This window comes from Streptomyces sp. NPDC087263 (assembly GCF_044744645.1).
GTDB lineage: Bacteria > Actinomycetota > Actinomycetes > Streptomycetales > Streptomycetaceae > Streptomyces.
Map to the genome: position 1 here is coordinate 603,438 of NZ_JBIUYT010000005.1, position 20,151 is coordinate 623,588.

General features: G+C 70.6%; 14 protein-coding genes. 3 read left to right on the plus strand and 11 right to left on the minus strand.

Features of this window, described 5'->3' with window-relative positions:
- Positions 1–59: 59 nt before the first annotated feature.
- Positions 60–1,364 carry a hypothetical protein gene (locus ACIPC1_RS19860; protein ID WP_402518643.1) on the plus strand — a complete coding sequence of 435 codons (1,305 nt, stop codon included), beginning with the start codon at positions 60–62 and terminating at the stop codon, positions 1,362–1,364.
- Between the two features lie 139 nt (positions 1,365–1,503).
- A complete protein-coding gene (locus ACIPC1_RS19865) occupies positions 1,504–3,525 on the plus strand; it encodes a trypsin-like serine peptidase (protein ID WP_402518645.1) in 2,022 nt (673 codons plus the stop codon).
- Between the two features lie 15 nt (positions 3,526–3,540).
- On the opposite strand, the gene ACIPC1_RS19870 is transcribed toward ACIPC1_RS19865, so the two are convergent.
- The 9 genes from ACIPC1_RS19870 to lnt form a co-directional block, all read right to left on the minus strand.
- Positions 3,541–6,429, minus strand: coding sequence for an AAA family ATPase (locus tag ACIPC1_RS19870; protein ID WP_402518647.1), 2,889 nt, complete (start codon positions 6,427–6,429; stop codon positions 3,541–3,543).
- Positions 6,430–6,628: 199 nt separating this feature from the next.
- Positions 6,629–8,242, minus strand: a complete 1,614-nt coding sequence (locus tag ACIPC1_RS19875) for a serine/threonine-protein kinase (protein ID WP_402518649.1) — start codon at positions 8,240–8,242, stop codon at positions 6,629–6,631.
- A gap of 168 nt (positions 8,243–8,410) precedes the next feature.
- On the minus strand, positions 8,411–9,769 hold the full coding sequence (locus ACIPC1_RS19880; protein ID WP_402518651.1) for an MFS transporter: 1,359 nt from the start codon (positions 9,767–9,769) through the stop codon (positions 8,411–8,413).
- Positions 9,770–10,001: 232 nt separating this feature from the next.
- A complete protein-coding gene (locus ACIPC1_RS19885; RefSeq protein ID WP_402518652.1) occupies positions 10,002–11,222 on the minus strand; it encodes an alpha/beta hydrolase fold domain-containing protein in 1,221 nt (406 codons plus the stop codon).
- Positions 11,223–11,455: 233 nt separating this feature from the next.
- Positions 11,456–12,136, minus strand: coding sequence for a TetR/AcrR family transcriptional regulator (locus tag ACIPC1_RS19890; RefSeq protein ID WP_402518653.1), 681 nt, complete (start codon positions 12,134–12,136; stop codon positions 11,456–11,458).
- 118 nt (positions 12,137–12,254) lie between these two features.
- Entirely contained in the window at positions 12,255–14,255 is a 2,001-nt protein-coding gene (locus tag ACIPC1_RS19895) for a helix-turn-helix domain-containing protein (protein WP_402518654.1), read from the minus strand.
- A 76-nt stretch (positions 14,256–14,331) separates the two neighbouring features.
- Positions 14,332–15,132, minus strand: a complete 801-nt coding sequence (locus ACIPC1_RS19900) for a 3-hydroxybutyrate dehydrogenase (RefSeq protein WP_402518656.1) — start codon at positions 15,130–15,132, stop codon at positions 14,332–14,334.
- A 60-nt stretch (positions 15,133–15,192) separates the two neighbouring features.
- Entirely contained in the window at positions 15,193–15,666 is a 474-nt protein-coding gene (locus ACIPC1_RS19905) for an NUDIX domain-containing protein (protein ID WP_384377075.1), read from the minus strand.
- A 34-nt stretch (positions 15,667–15,700) separates the two neighbouring features.
- Complete coding sequence (lnt, locus tag ACIPC1_RS19910) at positions 15,701–17,335, minus strand: apolipoprotein N-acyltransferase (protein ID WP_402518658.1); 1,635 nt, start codon at positions 17,333–17,335, stop codon at positions 15,701–15,703.
- 251 nt (positions 17,336–17,586) lie between these two features.
- Here lnt and ACIPC1_RS19915 point away from each other — a divergent pair, with 251 nt between their 5' ends.
- Complete coding sequence (locus ACIPC1_RS19915) at positions 17,587–18,654, plus strand: O-antigen ligase family protein (protein WP_402518659.1); 1,068 nt, start codon at positions 17,587–17,589, stop codon at positions 18,652–18,654.
- Between the two features lie 18 nt (positions 18,655–18,672).
- On the opposite strand, the gene ACIPC1_RS19920 is transcribed toward ACIPC1_RS19915, so the two are convergent.
- Positions 18,673–19,218, minus strand: a complete 546-nt coding sequence (locus tag ACIPC1_RS19920) for a hypothetical protein (RefSeq protein ID WP_384377084.1) — start codon at positions 19,216–19,218, stop codon at positions 18,673–18,675.
- Between the two features lie 126 nt (positions 19,219–19,344).
- Positions 19,345–20,130 carry a glutamate racemase gene (locus tag ACIPC1_RS19925; RefSeq protein WP_402518661.1) on the minus strand — a complete coding sequence of 262 codons (786 nt, stop codon included), beginning with the start codon at positions 20,128–20,130 and terminating at the stop codon, positions 19,345–19,347.
- Positions 20,131–20,151: the final 21 nt, after the last annotated feature.

Genomic DNA, 20,151 nt, shown 5'->3' on the forward strand with positions numbered 1-20,151 from the left:
GCGAGCCGCGACGGCGAAAGAGCCCCCTTCCGCATCCCTTCTCGCAGAATGCGCCACCGATGACCTCCAAAGCCCACGGCCGTCGCCGCAGACGGAACAGCGCTCACCTCCTCGGCCGGCTCACCGCCCGCCCAAGGATCCTGATCGCCGCCATCGCTCTCGCCCTCGTGTGCATCGCCGTACCCCTGCTGGTGCTGGGGAACGGAGACGATCCGGTGGTCACCGGAGCGGCGGACGGCAAGGCAGCCGCAGACGGGGAGAACTCGACGAAGAACGACACGGAACCCTCCTGGGACGGCAAGACGAAGGTGATCGGGGACGGCTCCACGTCGTACACCGGACCGCAGACCGAGGAGCTCAAGGCCGAGCCGCTCAAGCCGGGAGAGAAGCCGCCGCAGTTCGTCGTCTTCTCCTGGGACGGCGCCCTCCAGGGCGACGACGAACTCTTCTCGCACTACCGGGAGTTGGCGAAGGAATACAACGCCCATATGACGTTCTTCCTGACCGGCATCTACCTGCTGCCGAAGGACAAGAAGACGCTCTACGATCCGCCGATGCACGATCCCGGGGCAGCGGCGATCAGTTACCCCACCGACGAGCACATCCGCACCACGCTGGAGCAGCTCTCCTTGGCGTGGGAGGAGGGGAACGAGATCGGTTCCCACTTCAACGGCCACTTCTGCGACGCCAAGGGTGGCGGCGACTGGAGCGTCGCGGAGTGGAAGAGCGAGATCAGCCAGTTCTACTCCTTCGTGGAGAACTGGAAGACCAACACCGGCTACACCGACCTGCCACCGCTTCCCTTCGACGCGGAGAAGGAGATCATCGGCGGCCGGGCGCCCTGCCTGGAGGGCCAGAAGAACCTGCTCGAGGCGATCAAGAGCTTCGGCTGGCGTTACGACGCCAGCTCGCCGGGCGACTTCCAGATATGGCCCACCAAGAAGGACGGCCTCTGGGACTTCCCGCTTCAGATGCTTCCCTACGAGGGGGGCGAGTACCAGGGCCTGTCCATGGACTTCAACTTCCTCTACAACCAGTCCGACGGCGAGACCGAGGGCGACCCGGCCAAGTACGAGTTGTGGCGGCAGGAGACCGTCGACTCCTATCTCGCCGGCTTCGACCGCGTGTACTACGGCAGCCGGGCGCCCCTGTTCATCGGCAACCACTTCGAGGACTGGAACGGCGGCATCTACATGAAGGCCATCGACGACGTCATCAAGAACGTGTGCGTGCGCAAGGAGGTCCGCTGCGTCTCCTTCCGCGAACTGGCCAACTGGATGGACGTCCAGAAACCCGAGGTCCTGGAGCACCTGCGCAGCCTCGACCCGGCGCAGTCACCGGACTGGTCGACGGTCGTCAAATAGCCCTGGCCGACGTCCCGTTGCGTTTTCGACTGCCAGGATCCAGGGATGTAGGGAGTTCCCCGATGCGGCACCGCGGAAGACCCGGCTAAGCAGAAGGCAACCCGCTTTCTGCCTCGGCCTCGCCTTCGGGATGGTGCGCATGGACGACCACGACTTCACCGCGGACATGTACGAACGAGTACGGCACTCCCGGCAGCGTCATGACGAAGCGGCGGCCGAGCGATTCGGCGCGGCGCTCCCGGAACGCGAGGCGGCCGAGGAACTGGCCGGGCAGGGCGCGTCCTTGCCGGACAGCGAATCCCAGCTCCAGGCCCGCGCGGAGCATCTGATCAGCGGGGGCGCACTGCCCATGGAGACGGTGATGTCGCTCGTCTCCCAGGAACTGCCGGGGCGGCGGCTCCTGGAGCGCATCATCGGCGCCTCCAAGGACCTCCAGGCGGTCAACTTCCTCTCGCGCGGTTCACGTGCCGCCGCGACCGTGGGCCGTATCTCGGTGTTCGACAACGGCCGCGTGCTGCCGCTGGGAACGGGGTTCCTCGTCTCCCCGGATCTGCTGCTGACCAATCACCATGTGCTGCCGGACGCGGACGCGGCCGCACACGTCGTCGTGGAGTTCGCCGCCGAGACCGGAATCGACAACTCCGCGGCGCAGCCTGCCGTGTACCGGCTGGTCGGGGACCTCGTCCCGCTCACCGAAGAGGAGCTGGACTTCTCCCTCGTACGTGTCGAGGCGGGGGCCGACGGGCGCCCGCCGGGGGCACAGTTCGGCTGGAACCGGCTCATCGGCGCGCAGGGAAAGCTGGTGAACGGCGAGTCCGTCAACATCGTGGGGCACCCGAGCGGCCGGCTCAAGGAGATCGCCATCCGCCGCAACGAACTGCTCTTCCAGCTTGAGGACTTCCTGCACTACGAGACGGACACCGAGCCCGGGAACTCCGGTTCGCCCGTCTTCAACGACCAGTGGGAAGTGGTGGCGCTGCATCATGCCGGTGTCCCCCGCAAGGACGACCAGGGCAGGGAACTGCGGCGCGACGGCACTCTCGTCCAGCCCGGCGACCCGGACGAGGTGGTGGACTGGGTCGCCAACGAGGGCGCCCGGGTCAGCCGTATCGTGGCGCGGCTGCGGACATCGCTGTCCGGGACCGCGCGGGAGCAGTTGCTCGGGGACCTGGGTCTGCTCCCCGCCACCGCGCCCACAGCACTGCCCGCCGCCGAGGCCCTGCCCGCGCGAGCCGCCGCGGCGGCCTCCCAGCGCCGGGGGCTCAGGGGCCGTACGGGAGCGTTCGCGGGGCGTGGCAGCCTGCTGTTCCTGCACGGACGGGGTCAGGAGAACGCGGATCCCGAGGGCATGCGTCGCTCCTGGACGGCGGGCCTCAACCGGGGTCTCACCCTCGCCGGTCTGCCGACGGTGGATCCGGTCGACGTATGGCTCCCGTTCTACGGCAACCGCACGGCCGGTACGTCGGGCCGCGAGGCCCTGCTCGGTGACGAGTCGGCGCTGGGCTTCGCCTCGGCGACCCCGCCCACCGACCCCACGACCCGCGTGCTCTACGAGGAGATGATCCAGGAGGCCGCGGTCAAGGCCGGTATGCCGGAGGAACTGCTCACCGCGCAGGAGGGTTTCAGCCTGCCGGGCGGCGCGTCCGGCGCGCTGCGGCGCTCGCTGGCCTGGCTGGCGGCCCGCACGGACCTGGACGGCTTGTTCATGTCGGCCGTTCTGGGGGACGTGGCCCGCTACCTCGAGGACCGGAAGACCCGGCAGGCAGTCCTTGACGCCGTGCGCGAGAGCGTGCCCGACTCGGGCGGGCTGACCATCGTCGCCCACAGTCTCGGAACCGTGGTGGCCATGGACCTGTTGACGCAGCTGGACGCCGCGGTGGACGTACGGCTCCTCGTCACGGCCGGCAGCCCGCTCGGGCTCGACGCCGTGCACGAGCGGCTGCTCGCCCCGAAACTGCGGCGTCCGGAGCGGGTGGCGCGCTGGGACAACGTCTGGTGCCCGGCCGACCCGGTCACCATCGGATGCCCGCTCCGTCCCCGGTGGGGCGGCGACCTCCATGAGTCCGTCGTCACGAACCCGCGCGAGCAGGCGCACGCCATCCACGAGTACCTGGCGCATCCTGACATCGCCCGGGCCGTGACTCGGGGGCTCCTCCCGTGACAGTGCTTGTCGTTGTCAGTGCGCCACGTCGGCGTGCGCCAGGTAGCGGGTCAGTTCGGACCGTGAGCGCACACCGACCTTCCGGTAGACGCGCGTCAGATGGGCCTCCACCGTCTTGCGGGACACGAACAGGGCAGCGGCGGCCTCGCCGTTGCTCAGTCCGTCCCCGATGGCCAGCGCCACCTGCAGTTCCTGGGCGGTGAGGCGGTCGATCCGCGACACCGGTGTCCGCGTGTCGGCGGCCCGGTGTCCGGCGGCGGCGAGTTCCGCGGCCGCCCGGGACCGCCAGGGGGCCGCGCCGAGGCCGGCGAAGGCCAGCTGGGAGGCGAGGAGCAGCCCGCGGGCCGCCGTGGGCCGCCGGAAGCGGCGCAGCAGCTCTCCGCAGACCAGCTGGGTTCGCGCGAGCTCGAAGGTCATCTCCTCGCGTGTATGGACGTGTTCAGCGACGGTGAGCCATTCCTGTGCCTCGTCGGCGGTCTCGGAGAGCATGATTCTGCAGTGCGCGTGGGCGGCCGCCGGCCAGGCGAGCCCCGTGGTACGGGCCAGTCCCCCGATCCAGCCGGCGAGCCGGGCCGCACTGTCCCGCTCGCCGGTGCGGAGGTACGCCTCGGCGAGCTCGGTCAGGAACGGCATCAGGTTGGGATTGCCGAGCCCCGTCTCCCGCGCGAGTGACAGGGCCCGTTCCAGATGCCCGGCGGCCGCCTGCGGTTCTCCTCCGGTGAGCGCCGCCGAACCCAGCGCCGCCTGGGCGAAGACCTCCAGCCCGCGCACCTTGCCGCAGTGCCGCTCGTAGGCCGCGACACGGTCCTCACAGCCCGCCCGGTCGCCGCGCAGCCCGTCGAGTCGCGCCAGCAGGAGCAGCACGTAGCCGGTCATCGCCCGGTGCCCGAGTTCCTGGGCCCAGCGCAGGGCTTCGGCCCCGGCGGCCCTGGCCATCGGCCAGCGACTCCACGACATGACCTCGCACCGGCCGACGAGGGCGTACGGCAGGAGGGCGGGCACTCCGTCGCGCCTGGCGCCGTCGATGACCGCGTCGAGTACCGCCGTCGCCGCCTCCCTCTCGTCCACCCAGGAGAGCGCCTGGCCGATCTGCACCGCCAACTGCTGCTCCTCCAGGGGCCAGTCGCCGTGCAGTGCGGCCCGTCCGGCGAGGAGCAGCTCGTGACTCTCCGCCACCTGTCCGGCGAGTGCCAGCGCGCAGCCCCGCATCACATTGGCGAGGTGCCGGGAGGAGAGGGTGGCCGGCTCCGGTCCGGCTTCCTTCTCAAGGAGGTCGGCCAGGGCCGCGGATCGTGCCGCGGTGTCGACCGCCCGGTCGATACGGCCGTCCATCGTCGCGGGCATGACGGCCGCCCCGTACAGCGCGCAGGCGCGGAAGGGGTCCACCGGTTCCACCGCCTCGGCCGCCGCCACCAGCGAACGGTGGGCCCGGCCGGGATCGCCGAGCCAGCCGCATGCCTGGCCGCGCAGCAGCTCGATATCGGCGGTCAGCCCTGCGTCCTCGCTCCAGCGCAGGGCCTGCTCGCACCAGTCGACGGCATCGCGGGAGGCCCCGCCGTAGAAGGCGTCCCGTGCGGCGTTGAGCAGACGTTCCGCCCTGTCCGCGGCCGAGGGCGACAGCTCCGCGGCGCGGTGCCAGGCGTGCGCCGCCGCGCCGAGTGCGCCGCGGCGGCGGGATCGTTCGGCCGAGCCCGCGAGTGCCGCGGCCACCGTCTCGTCCGGACCGGCCGCGGCGGCGGCCAGGTACCACGTCCGTACCTCCCCGTCGGAGAGATCCGCCAACGTCCGGTAGGCGCGCAGTCGTTGGGCGATCGAGCAGTGTCTGAACACCAGCGGCCGCAGGACCGGGTGCCGCAGCTCGTAGCCGTGGTCAAGGGCGCGGATCAGTCCGCTCTCCTCGGCCTCGTCGAGGGTGCCGAGCGACAGCCCGTCGACTGCCAACGCCTTTTCCAACAGGGCGAGTTCAGGGACATGGCAGGCCGCGACGTACACGAGGGCAGTGCGCGTCTCCCGGGAGAGCGTACGCATCCGTCCCCACCAGGCCCGTTCGACCATCGGCCCCGGCATCTCCCAGGCTGTTTCGGCCAGTTCGTCGCCGCGTTTCCTGGCGTCCACGAGCGCCGCCGCGTACTCCACCAGAACCAGCGGATTTCCCGAACTCAACCGGACCAGGCGGGTGACCGGGGGCTCCGCCGGGTCGACTCCGGCGCGCTCCAGCAGTCGTCGGCAGTCGTCCTCCGCCAGCGGCGCGACGGTCAGCCGGTGCACACCCTCCCAGGTCACGTCGTCGTCGGGAGCGGGACGGGCGGCCATCACCAGGGCCACCCGCTCGGTGGCGAGGCGGCGTGCGACGAACTGGAGGGCCCGTCGCGACGAGGGGTCCGACCAGTGCAGGTCGTCCACGAGCACCACCAGGGGCCCGGCTTCACCGGCGGCGGCGAGCACATGAAGGGTCCCGGCGCACACGGCGTACGGGTTCGGCTCATCGGCGTCCACCAGCGCGAAGCACGTTTCCAGCGCTCTGCGTTGGCTCGACGGCAGGTCGGCGAAGTGGGGGCGCAGCGGGAGCAGCAGGTCGGCGAGCACCGCGTAGGGCAGTACCGCCTCCGACTCGACCCCGTGCGCCCGCAGGACCCGTACCGGCGCCTGCCGTGAGGCCCCGCATGAGGGTTTGGACACAGCCTGATCCCCGGCGCGTGCCCGTCGTGCGACGTAGTCGAGCAAGTTGGTCTTCCCGATGCCGGGATCACCCCGCAGCAGCAGCGCGGCCCCCCGGTCGGGCAGCGACTCCAGCAGTCCGTCGAGGAGTGCGCACTCCCGCTTGCGCCCGACCGGTACCCGCACCCCGTGGTCGTCCGCGATCCGCTGTTCGCGGAGACCACCCGTCGGCGTCGGCTCGTTCATGAGGCCCCCGTATGCCCTGTACGCCCGCATACCCCCGTATGCGCACCACGGCCGCGGCTCTGGGCCGCTCGCCCAGAATGCTCCCCTCGCGATGGTCACCGGGAGTCACCGGCGGGCGTTCATCCCGCACTACGCCATCCGACGGATGCCCTTGTCCGCCACGGAAGTCGGGGAATCTCAAGGTGACGGTGTCCAGGGATCAGCCTGCCGCGCCGAAGTGGCTGCCCGTGATCTCACCGTCGTCCGTGCTCGCCGCGCCGACGCAGCGGAAGACGCGCAGACCGTCCGCCCACTGCTGGGCGGTCGGCGGAATGATGTCGGCCCTCCACTGTGCGGTCACCTGCCGGCCCGCGGCCGACCTGGAGCCGAGCATGACCTCCTGCGCGCACAGGGACCGGACGTCGGGGTGTTTGATCAGGTCCCGGGCGTTGTTCGTCATCCCGTCTTCGGGCAGCGGGGCGATGGCGAAGGTCTCCCAGACGTGTTTCACCTGGCAGTCCTCGCGGCTGACGGTGATGGTCCCCGAGATGTCGGTGATCCCGCTCCAGCACTCGGGGGTCGTGACGCACCTGCCGCCCAGGCCCTCGACCCCCGCGGCCGGGCAGTCCTGCGTGCTGGTCGGCACCCCGCCAAAACCCGCGTTCCCGTCCGTGCTCGCGCTCGTGTCCGTCTCCGGAGTCACGGCCGAGTCGGCGCCAGGGGTGTCGGACGGCCGGTTCTGATACGTGATCACCGTGACCGACACGCTCACCGAGACGGCCACCGCCGCCAGTACGGCGATCAGCCGCGGGCGTTTACTGTTCGGCTGCCGGTCGCCCGGCCCCGTGCCGGTGCCCGTCGTTCCCGCCTCGTCCGGCCGATCCGGCATTCGGGGAGCGAGCGTCGGAGGTAGGGAGTCCTGAAGGGCATAGTGCGACGGCGCGGTGTCCCGGTCTGCGGGAACAGTGGCTGTCGTGGGGAATGGCTGCGCGAAGCCGCTCCGATGGACGGTGCCCGTGTGCACGGCGGCGAGGGCGTCACGCAGCACTCCGGCGTCGGATATCCGGTACGCCGGGTCCGCTGCCAGGGACTGTCCGAGGACCTCGTTGAGGCCCGGCGGCACTCCCGGCAGGTCGGGATAGGGCAGCGTGTGACGCACGATCAGTTCCGCGATGCCGAGCTGGCTGCCGTCCTCGGGGAAGTGCGGCGGGCGGCCGAGAAGCAGGGCGTAGACCGTCGCGGCGAGTGAGTACACATCGCCTGCCGGGGTCGGTTCGGCCATGCGGAAGGCCTCGGGCGGCGCGTACGCCGGAGTCAACGCCTCCCGGGTGACCGAGACTTCCCGGCCCGGCCTGGGCATGGCGGCCAGTCCGAAGTCGGCGAGGGCGACACCGCCGTACCGGTTGATCATGATGTTGCCCGGTTTGATGTCGCGGTGGAGCACTCCGGCGGCATGGGCCGCGGCCACTGCGTCGGCTATGCCCACGCCGATGTCGCAGGCCTCCTTGACGGACAGCGGTCCGTGGCTGCGCAGACGGTCGCCCAACGAGCCGCCTGGGCACAGCTCCAGCACCATGTACGGACGGTTGTCGCCGAGTACCCCGGCGTCGTACACGGAGACCACATGCGGGTGTCCGGACAACTGGCCGGCGGCGGTGACCTCCCGCAGGAATCGCTGCCTGTCGCGGGGCGAGGCCAGCACCCTGCTGTCCACCTTGAGCGCCACCTCGCGACCCACGGCAAGCTGGGATGCCCGGTACACCGTGGCGAACCCGCCCTGCCCCAGGATCCCTTGGACCTCGTAGCCGGACAGTTCCAGTCGTTCATGCCCCATCGTGCCGTCATCCCCCAGCGCGCACCCACCCGCGGCGGAGCGCCTGACCGGGGAAGCGCCGACTCTAGCTGAGGCCTCCGACACCGGTACGGAACGGTGCCGCTCCCGCCGCGCGCAGCTCCGGGAGGCCGCGCGATCACGGCGTCCCGGAACCATGCGCTGCAACCGTCAGGCGTCCGTCCGGGCAGCCACCGGCACCGGGCCGGTCCGGGCAGGGTTGCCGAGGCGGCCGGCGAGGGGCACCAGGGCGATGGCGATCGCGCCGGTCACGCCGGCCAGCGCGAAGGCGATGAAGCCCCAGCTCTCGCTGCCGTTGGAGGCGAGGGTGCCGACCAGCGAGGGCCCGACGACGGCACCGGCGCGGCCCACACCGGTGACCCAGCCGAGTCCGGTGGCCCGTTCACTGTCCCGGTAAAGGGAGTTGGAGGTCGCGTACACCATCACCTGGGCGCTGAACAGCCACACACCGGTCACCGCCACGACGGCATACGTCAGGCCGAGCGACAGGTGCGACTTCAGCAACAGCGCGCCAACCGCGGTCAGGGTGAACCAGATCGCCGAGATCCGTACCGGACCGAAGCGGTCGGCGGCCCGGCCGGCGATCAACATGCCGACGATTCCGCCCGCGTTGATGACCAGCAGGAAACTCACGGAGGACGTCATTCCGTAGCCGGACGCCTTCATCATCGTGGGCAACCAGGTGCTGACCCCGTAGACCAGGAGCAGCCCGCAGAAGGACGCCAGCCACAACAGCGGGGTGGCCCACCGGGATTCGGGGCGGAACAGCGCGAGGACGGCGTCCAGCCGGCCCCGGGCTCCGGCGGCCGGGCTCGCGACCGCCGTTGGCCGAGGCAGACCGTAGCGGTCGGCTACCTGGTCGGCCTTCTCCCGTTGGCCTCTGGAGAGCAGGACGCCGGGCGACTCGGGCAGGAGTTTCAGCAGCAGGGGGACGGCGATCATGGCCGGCAGCACACCGGCCCAGAACACCCAGCGCCAGCCCGCCGAGGGGGCGACGGTCAGGCCGAGGACGGTCGCCGCCATACCACCGGTGTGGTACGAGGTCATCAACAGCCCCGTGGTGAGCGCTGCCCGGCGGGGCGGCGCGAACTCCATCACCATGGCCAGGCAGAGCGGCATCAGACCGCCGAGCCCGAGTCCGGCGATGAACCGCCCAGCGCCGAACAGTGTGGTTGTCCCGGCCATGGCACAGAGCGCGGAGCCGAGGGAGAAGAGCGTCACGCTGCACGCCAGGACGGGCCGGCGGCCGAGCCAGTCCGTGATGTTGCCCGCGGTGAGCGCGCCGATGAGCATGCCGAAAGTGGTCCAGCTGCCTATGGTGCCCGCGGTCGAGGTGGTCAGGCCGAGGCCGTCGTCCTCGAGCATGTGCGGCATGACAGCCCCGTAGATATTGACGTCCATACCGTCGAAGAACACCGCCAGCCAGCACAGGGCCAGCACCGGGAAGACGGAACGGAAGGTGTGCTCGGGGCGCGTCGGGTACGCGTCAGTGGTGCCGGAGAGAGTCATCGTCGACCCCTTGGGTGGGAGCGGAATGGGTGTGCGGTGCGCTGGTGGGGTGGGGTGGGAGCGTGTGGTTCGCCTGATACAGGTGGAGGTCGGCCGATGCAGGTACGGTCCGCCCGATGCAGGTGGGGTTCGCCTGATGAAGTTCTCTTCACCCGTAAATGTGTGACCTGCGAGCCCGGAATTTACGGGTGACGGGGGTGGGGGATGTTTCCGGGCGGCCGGGGTGGGTCGGTCAGTCGCCGAGGTGCTTGCCGAGGAACGTCACGATGTCACCCATCACCTGCTCCGTCGACCACTTGAGTCCGGCCGAGGAGTCGCCGCCCATGAACGTCAGGTCGCCGTGGTCCGCACCCTTGAGGACGTAGCGGGTGCTGTCGACGCCCTTGGCCAGCAGGGTGTTGTGCAGGGTCAGGGTCTGACTCGGTGAGACGAGGTGGTCGTCGCTTCCGTGCAGCAGTACGAACGCGGGGTCCGAGGAGTCGGCATAGGTACTGGGATCGGCTGCCTTGATGGCTGCGGGATCGTCCGTGAGCGTCTTCTTGGTGCCGGCGCCGAAGACGAACTGCGCGGTGTTGGTTCCGGCCGCCAGGTATGTCTTCTGGGTCGCGGCGTCGAAGTCGGAGGCGGTCTTGGACAGTTCGGAGGGACCGAATTCGTCGACGACCGCCTGCACGTCGCTGCTCTGGTCCAGGTTGTCGCCGGCTTCGAACTCCTTGACACCGTTGGTGGTTCCGGTCATCGCGGCGAGGTAGCCACCGGCGGACTGCCCCCACACGGCGACGTTCGCCGGGTCGATGCCGTACTCGTCGGCGTGTGCGCGCAGGTAGCGGATCGCCGACTTGACGTCCTGCAGGGCCTCTTTGTAGGTGGCGCCGCTGGTGACGGTCCGGTACTCGATGCTGGCGACGGCGTACCCCTGCTCGGCGACGTACGTCCGTTGGTTCAGGTTGCCGGTCTTGTCCGCCATGGCGAAACCGCCACCGGTGATGTAGACGACGAGCGGTTTCTTGCCCTCCGTCTCGGGGACCTGGAGATCGAGCTTCAGCTCCGCCTTCTTGCCGTTGGTCGTCGGCGAGGAGTAGACGACGTCACTGTGCGTCGTGACCTTCGTCTTCCCGCACTGGATCTGCGCACCGGTGGGGTCGATGACGGTGCTCGTACTGGTGTCGCTCGCCTTGACGGTCTTCGCAATGGATATGGACGCGCCTCCGGCCGCACCACTGGGAACTCCACCGCTGGGGGCTCCTCCCCCGGCGCCGCCCGGCGCCTGAGAGGCCGGGCAGTCCGTCGCCTTCGCCTTCGCCGAGGCTGACGCGCTGGAGGCCGTACTTTCACCGTCCGAGGAGCAGGCCGTGAGGGCCAGCCCGAGCACCACGGATGCCGCGAGTCCGACACCGACCCTCTTGCGCAGCCTCCTGCTCCCGGTCGCCTTCATGTTCTCGTCCTTGGCCATGCCACTCCTCTGGTCGTCCGCACAGACAAATGGGAAGGTGATTCCCACTTCCCGGGTCACGATAACACTAAGTGGGAATTCGATTCCCACTTATGCGAGGACGGCGTTCAACACCCCGGGAGACCGGGCAGCAGGTAGGTCGGTGGCCAGAGCCTTTGCGGAGGATTACGTGACCTCGCCGGAGGCTCCAGGCGGATTCCGTGGCCCGGGCGGAGGCCCGGGCGAACGCTGACCTAGCGAGGGGCCCGTTCGCGGGCCTCGCGCTCGATCGAGTCGTCGATCGCGTTCATGAACCCCGCGTCGCCAAAGGCCATTTCGGGCAGTGGGGAGGGCGCGCCGGGTTCCGCCCGCAGACCGTCCAGGAGCAGTCGCAGATAGCGGCGCCACAGGTCGGGCTGTCCGGTACGGTCGGTGACCGCGGCCACCATCAGCTGGATCATGGGAATGTCCACGGGCACGATGTCCGCGCGCAGCGCGCCCTGCTCCTTCGCCCGGGCGATCAGGGCGCCCATGATGGGCGTGATCCGGGTAAGGACCTGGGCCTGCCGCCGCGGCCCGGCCGCGGCTCCGAGCAGCGCCTCGCGCAGTCCCCGGTCGAAGGCCTGGATCTCGCAGCCCTTCTCCAAGCTCGTCACCAGCCCGTGCCACGGATCCGGGTCGGCGAGACCCTCTTCCGTCGCGGCCACGAGAGTGTCGATCATGTCGTCGAAGAGCGCGTCCAGCAGCTCTTCCTTGTTCGAGAAGCGCCGGTAGACGGTGCCCAGGCCCAAGCCCGCATGGGCGGCGATGTCGCTGAGGCTCGCTTCCGTCCCCCGCTCCCGGAACACCTCGCGGGCCGCGGTGAGGATACGACGGCGATTCGCCTCGGCATCCCGGCGCAGCGGGGGCCGGTCAGTCCCGGGGCTCGACGCCATCTCGATCGTTTGCCTCCCAGAGAGGGGGTAAATTTCCGGTTCATGCTACAACGGGGCGCGGCCGCGACCCTCTGCGGGCGTTCCCGTCGGCCTCTGTCACGGGGCGCCCTCATGCGGGTCAGTGTGGCCCGGCCGACGCCAACCGGTGCAGCCGCAGAGCGAGTTGGATCTCCAGCGCGCGGGCCGGGCTCTGCCAGTCGTCCCCGAGCAGCCGGCCCACACGCTCCAGCCGCTGCGCGACCGTGTTCACATGCACATGCAGGTCGTCCTTGGTGCGTGCCGGACTCATGCCGCACGCGAAGTACGCGTCGAGGGTGCGCAGCAGGTCGGTGCCGCGTCGTTCGTCGTACGCCACCACCTGGCCGACGGTGCGGTCGACGAAGCCGGAGATGTCCCGGTCCCCGGCGAGCAGCAGGCCCAGGAACCCGAAGTCCTCGGCGGCGGCGCCGTCCCCGGCGCGGCCGAGCAGGCGCAAGGCTTCAAGGCAGCGCTGCCCCTCCGCGTACGCCGCGGCCACGGCGCCCGGGCGGGTGGCAAGCTGCTGGACGAGTCGGTCGACGGGAGCGGAGGAGCCGACGGTGACCTCCTCGTGCACGGCGCTGCCGAGGTGCTTGGCCATGCGACGGGCCAGGTCTGTCGCGGTGTCGCCGGGGCCGAGGGGCAGCAGCAGGACGGTGCCGCCGTCGCGGGCGGCGGCCAGTCCCCGCCGGGTGGTGGCGAGACGGGAGGCGGCCGACCAAAGGCGTCTGCGAGCGGCGGCCTCCTGGTCGGCATCGGCCGCCGGTGCCTCAAGCCGAGCGGCCAGCACCACGTGGGTGCCGTCGAGGTCGGCATGCAGTCGGGAGGCACGCTCGCGCAGGAGTCGCGGGTCACGGTCGCGGGCGTCGAGGAGGTCGTCCAACAGCTCTCCCCGGACGCGCTGTTCGGCCTCGGAAGCCGAGCGTCTGGCGAGCAGGAGGAGTGAGGTGACCATCGCTGCGCGTTCCAGCGTGCGCTGGTCGACAGGGTCGAGGCCCGGATGGCCGTGCAGCACCAGCGCGCCGAGCAGTTCACCTCCGGCCGCTACTGCGGCGACCCAGTCGTGGCCGCGTCGCACGGCGTGTCCCTCTGCCCTGGATGATTCCAGTGCGGCGGCGGGTGCTGCTCCCGCCTCCGCGAACTCGACCGTGCCGTCAAGGACTTCGGACACCGCGGCGGCCACGTCGTGGACTCCGCCGCCGCGCAGGACGAGTTCCGCGAGCCGGTCGTGGACGTCGGACGCACGCTCGATGACCCCGCTACGGTCGCGGATGATCTCGTTGGCGCGGCCCAGGCGGTCGAGGGCCGAGCGGGTCTCCGCGAGCCAGTTCGCCGTGTCGATGGCTGCCGCGGCGAGAGCGGCGAAGGAGCCGAGGAGGGCGATCTGTTCCCGCCCGAAGACCCGTGCGCGCCGGTCCGCGGCGAACAGCACGCCGATGACCTGGGGCCCGATCATGAGCGGCACACCGAGAATCGCGACCAGACCTTCGTCCCGTACGCCCGCGTCGATGGTCAGGGTGTGCTGGAAGCGCTCGTCCTTGAAGTAGTCGTCGGTGACATACGGGCGGGCGGTCTGCGCGACGAGCCCGCCGAGCCCTTCGCCCATACCGAGCCGAAGTTGCTGGAAGCGAGCGGCGACCGAGCCCTCGGTGACCCGCATATAGGTGTCGCCCCTGCCCGCGTCGTTCAGGCTGAGATACGCGACGTCCGTGCCCAGCAGTGACCGGGCCCGCTGCACGATCGCCCGCAGCACGGCGTCGAGGTCGCGCAGTCCCGCCAGATCGTGGGCGGTCTCGAAGAGCGCGGAGAGCTCCGCCTCGCGGCGGCGACGTCCCTCCATCTCCGAGCGCACACGCAGCGCGAGCAGTTTCGCCTGTTCGAGGGCGGTGACGTGCTCGGTGGGCCGGCCCTCGGCGCGGGCGAGCAGCACCGGCTGCTCGTAGGCATCGGCGGACGCGCCTCTGGCCAGCAGCTCCAGGAACGGCGCCTCGGAACTGCTGACGGCTGACTCGGCACTGCCAACGGCCGGCTCAGCACTGACGACAGCGGGCTCAGTGCCGTCAGCGGCGGCCTCGGCGGACTGCGTGTGATCGCGGGACATGCTCCCAGGATCACCCATCGGAAGATCGCCGCCGCCAGCCTGTGGATAACTCACCGTAGCCACCCGCCGCTCCCGCTCAATGCGCGGTCCAGCCGCCGTCCAGTGCCAACGACGTACCGGTGATGAAGGACGCATACGGGCCGCACAGATACGCGACGGCCTCGGCGACCTCCTCCGGTTCGATGAGCCGCTTGACGGCGCTGTCCTGGAGCAGCACCTCGGCGAGCACCCGCTCCTCGGGAATCCCGTGTGCTTGTGCCTGATCGGCGAGCTGCTTCTCGACCAGGGGGGTACGCACATAGGCGGGGTTCACACAGTTCGAGGTGACTCCATGGGGCGCGCCTTCAAGGGCGGCGGTTTTCGAGAGCCCCTCAAGACCATGTTTTGCGGCCACGTACGCCGACTTGAACGCCGAGGCTCGCAGTCCATGGACCGACGACACATTGACGATACGGCCCCAGCCCTGCCCGTACATGTGGGGCAGCGCTCCGCGGATGAGCCGGAACGGTGCCTCCAGCATCACGGTCAACACGGTGTGGAAGACGTCGGGCGGAAACTCCTCGATGGGGCGGACCAGTTGCAGCCCGGCGTTGTTCACGAGGATGTCGGCGCCCGCCGCGGACCGCTCCGCCGCGTCGAGGTCGGTGAGGTCGAGGACGTGCGGCTCGACGGTGCCCGCGAGTCCTTGAGCCCCTTCGGTGAGCGCGCTCAGCCCCGCGGAGTCGCGGTCGACCGCTCTCACCCTGGCCCCGGCGGCGGCGAGCCGCAGCACACAGGCACTGCCGATTCCACCCGCGGCGCCCGTGACAAGGGCGGTGCGGCCGCCGAGGTCGAGTGCGGGGGTCTGGGTTCCCGGGAGGGCGCTGGGCTCGGTCATGTCTCGACCCTAAGTAGGGCCCCGGACCCAACCCATGTGGTCAGCTCACACACTTCGCGCTCAGGTCGTAGGGTCGAACCATGTGGGTGCGTCGGAGAGTGCCTGCTTGATCCGCAGCAGGCAGAACTCGTTCAGCTCCGGCAACGCGTCCACGTCGAACCAGCCGACGTCCAACGACTCGTCGTCGTTGACACGCGCCTCACCACCGACAGCACGGCACCGGAACGTGATGTCCATGTACTGACAGGTGTCGCCGTTCTCGTAGGTGACCGGTGCGAGGGCCTGGACGAGCACGACGCGCTCGACGACGCACCGCACCGCGGTCTCCTCGAAAACCTCCCGGACCGCTCCGGCGGCGGGCTGCTCCCCCGGGTCCGGAATGCCACCGATCACCGACCACTTGCCCGTGTCGGAGCGGCGCCCCAGCAGCACTCTGCCCTCGTCGTCGAAGACGATGGCGGTGACTCCGGGCAGCCAGAGCAACTGGTGGCCGGCGGTGGCCCGGATCGTACGGATGAAGTCGGGAGTAGCCATGTACCGACCCTAACGGCCCCGTTCCGCAGCTCCGTTACGGTCCGGAGACCGCGGCCTGAACGCCGCTGCCGCGTCGTCCGCGCACCGTCCTCGCCACCGCCCAGCCGAGCCCGCCCGCCGCAACCAGCACCAGGACCATCTCGGGAAGGATCCCCAGGCGGGTGGCAGGTGTCTCGGACGATCGCAGCGGCACCTTCTGGACGAGCGAGTCCGCCACGAACATCCCGGTCTTCTGGGTGATCTTCCCGTCCGGCATGATGATGGCGCTGACGCCGCTGGTCACCGGCACCGTGACGGTGCGGCTGTGCTCCACGGCGCGGACGCGCGACATGGCGAGTTGCTGGTAGGTCATCTCGCTGCGGTCGAAGGTGGCGTTGTTGCTGGGCACCGAGATCATCTGCGCTCCGTCGAGGACGGTGTCGCGCACGTCCCAGTCGAAGGCCGCCTCGTAGCAGGTGGCGAGGCCGACCTTGGTGCCGTCCATGGTGAACACGCCCGCCTTGGCGCCGCGGCTGAAGTCCTGGCTCACCATGGACGTCCAGTTGCTGTTGATGGCCCCGATGAGCGAACGCATGGGCAGGTACTCACCGAACGGCTGGATCTGCCGCTTGTCGTACGTGTCGACCGGGCCCTTGTCCGGGTCCCACAGGATCTGCTCGTTATAGAGCTTGCCGTCCCGCTCGACGACTCCGCCGACCGAGATGGGGGCGCCGATCGCCTTGGCCGCGCCGTCGATCACGGCGCGGGCGTCGGGGTTGGTGAACGGGTCGATGTCGGAGGAGTTCTCCGGCCACAGCACGAAGTCGGGCTGGGCGACCTTGCCCGCCTTGACCTCGGCTGCCAGCCTCTCGGTCTCCCGCGCGTGGTAGTCGAGAACGGCACGCCGCTGGGCGTTGAACTCCAGCCCCGCACGCGGCACATTGCCCTGGATGACCGCGACGGTCGCCGTGCCGTCCTCGGCCTTGTCACTCACCAGCGACCGTGCGGCGAGCGCCCCCAGCACGGGGACGACGATGCTGAGCAGTGCCACCGCGGCGGCCCCGCGGCGTACGACCCGGGTGCGGCGGCCTTCGAGAAACAGGCGTACGGCCTCGTACAGCCCGAAGCCACAGAGCACGACCGCGAAGCCCAGTACCGGCGTTCCGCCCACCGCGGCGAGCGGAAGGAAAACCCCGTCCGCCTGCCCGAAGGCGATCTTTCCCCAGGGGAACCCACCGAACGGCACGCGTGCGCGTGCGGCCTCGCTCGCAATCCACAGCGTCGCCGCCCACAGGGGCCACCCCGGCAGCCGGGAGACGGCCGTGATGCCCGCGCCCACGAGTGCGGTGAAGACCGACTCCGCGATGACGAGTGCGATCCACGGCCCGGGGCCGACCTCGACACCGGTCCACACGAGCAGCGGCAGAAAGAAGCCGAGGCCGAACAGGTAGCCGAGCCCGAGACCCGCCTTCCAGGTGCGACCGCGCAGGGTCCAGCCGAAGACCGCGAAGGCCGGAAGGGCCAGCCACCAGAGCGTGCGTGGCGGGAAGCTGACGTACAGCAGCACGCCGGAGAGCGCCGCGGAGGCGGCCGGAACGAGACGGAGGGCCAGTCCGGCCCCGCGCGATGCGCGCGCGGCCTGGGGTTCGAGCTGTTCCGGCTCGTCTACGGATGTCGCGGTGGCGGTCACTCCGGGAGTGTACGGCGCATGACCTGGGCGCCGACAGCGTGGTCCACCCGGCCCCGAACAGGAACCGGTCCGGTGGGAAGGCCTCTACCCGACCGCGCACCCTCCACATCTAATGCAGTTTTCCTCCGCAACTCGTCCACAAGTCGGCGCATCACCCGTTACGGTGTGCCCGAACCTCTGACGTGCGGACGGACAGCCGCCACGGCCGGGGTCCGGCACGGTCGGGGGGCGACGGGGTGGGATCCACGGGGATGACGTCTGCGGCCGATTCCGCGGCCGCGGGCGACAGACGCAGCGCGTCCGACGTCACGGGCCTGATCGCGCTCGGGGCGTGCGCGATCTGGTCCTTGATCACGGCGGGCGCGCACAACGGCCGGCCCGAGGGCGTGCTCCTGGCGGTGCTCGCCGTGACAGCCGGCTACGCGTCGGGACGGATCCTCGGGGCGCTCCTGCCCGTCGCCGCACCCTGCACGGGCGCGCTCGCCGGACTCGGCCTCGCGGTCGCCGCCCCGCACACCGCTCCCGGCGCGGGAGTCACCTCGCCGCTTGGGCACGCCGGCGCCACGGCCGCACTGCTGGCCCTTTCCGCCGGAGCCGCGTGCTGCGCGGCCTGGGCGGCACATCCACCGGTGCTGCGCCTCTCGCTGGGGCTGCTGGCAGCCGGAATCACCGTGACCGCGGCAGCGCTGGGCTCGACCACCGGCTTCGTCCTGTGCACGGGGGTGCTGCTGTACTCCCTCGCCGCCGCCCGTATGCGCCGCCGCGCGCTGGGACTGGCGGGCCTCGCGCTCACCGCTGCTCTGGCGACGGGAATGTCCTTGGCCATCGCCGAAGACGCCTTGCCCGACGGCCTCACCTCGGCATTGGAAGGCCCCCTCACTCGGCATCGGGTCCTGCTCTGGCGCGACGCGCTGCACCTCGCCCGCGAGTATCCCGCCCTGGGCGCCGGGCCGGGGCGCTACGGGGAACTCAGCCCTACGGTCACCCAGTCGCTCCTGCCCGACGGCAAGCCGCACTCCGCGCCACTACAACAGGCGGCAGAACAGGGCGTGATCGGCGTACTGCTGCTCGTGGCGGTGTTCTGCTGGGTTCTGTACGCACTGTGGCGCACGCGGCGTCCCACACCGATCGCCCTCACGGCGGGCGCGACCCTGACCATGCTGGCCGTCGTCGCGTCGGTCGGCAACGCCCTGAGCTTCACCACGGTGACGGCCGGGGCGGGCCTGCTGGCGGGGCTCGCCACATCACGACCGCTGTCCGACGAAGAAAACACCACGGCCCTGGGAGCACATCCCCGGAGCGACCGTCCGGACCCGTGACGGCAGACGGCCGAGGGATCAGAGCGCCGTGCCCGGCGTGGTCGTACGCAGATGGTCGCGGATGATCCGTACGGCCGCCTCCGCGTTGTCCACCGTGATCGTGAACGTATGGCCGTCCCCCAGGAGGAGCACCACGCCCTCGCCACGCCGGACGATGACGGCGGTTCCCATCTCGGGACGCCAGCGGTAACCCCAGCCGCCCCACTGGCGGGGTGTGACCGAGGGCGCGAAGTCGGCCCCGACGACGTTCGAGAGCGGGATACGGCGACGCGGCAGCCCTATGTGGCCGCAGCGCACTTCGAGGGAGTCCTTGTCGACCTTCACGGCGACATGCACGAAGGCGAGCGTGCCGAACAGGATGAGCAGCCCTGCCGCGATGCATCCGACGACGGACATGACGAGTGGGGCGCTGCCGGCCGTCCAGGTGGAGTCGACGGCCAGTTCGATGCCGAGCGCGATGCAGGCGGCCCCGCCGAGCGCGGGCAGCCACTGGACGCGGTTGGTCGCGCGCCCCGTCCAGATCGCGGGATGCGAGGTCTTCTCGCGGTGGGGGTGGTCCCTCATGGCAATGAGACTACTCAGGTTCCGCAGTGCGGGCACCGGGTTGCGGAGGGTTACTGCTCCGGGTGGACGTCCTTCCTGGGCAGAGCGTCCACACCGTGGCCGAGGGTGCCCACCGGTGACCGACGGTCAGCGCGCCGGGGTGACCGCGGACAGGAGTCGGCCTTCTTCGTAGGCCAGTGCGGGGGCGGGAAGCGCACCCTCCCGGCCGCTCAGGAGCACCGTGAGAGAGCCGTCGGCGGGGGCCTCCGGGTCCGGGGCCTCACCGATCCGGCGCAGCGCCTGGGCGGCGACCGCTCCGGCGGAGCCGTGCAGGACCAGCGGCGGCAGCCCGGGCTGCTGTACGGAGGCGCGGATGCGCTCCGCGACCAGCTCGTAATGGGTGCAACCCAGGACGACGACCCTTACATCGTCGGGGGTACGCGCCGCAGCCGCGGTGATCGCTGCGTCGATGGCCTCCTGGTCCGCGTGCTCCACGGCTTCGGCGAGGCCGGGGCAGGCCACTTCGGTGACGTGCACTCCGTCCGCGAACTCACGGATGAGACCGCGCTGGTAGGGGCTGCCGGTGGTGGCGGGCGTGGCCCAGATCGCGACGGGTCCGCCGCCGGCCGCGGCCGGTTTGATCGCCGGTACGGTGCCGATGACGGGCACGCCGGGCTCCAGCCGGGCACGCAGCGCGGGCAGGGCGCGTACCGAGGCGGTGTTGCAGGCGACAATCAGCGCGTCGGGGCGGTGCTTCGCGGCGGCCTCGGCGACGGCGAGAGCTCGCACGGTCACGTCCTCCGGCGTGCGCGGTCCCCACGGCATGCTGCCGGGATCCGAGGAGAGGATGAGATCGGCGTCGGGTCGCAGAAGGCGTACCGCGGCGGCGGCGGCGAGCAGTCCCATACCGGAGTCCATGAGCGCGATCTTCACCCGGTCACCATAGACGATCCG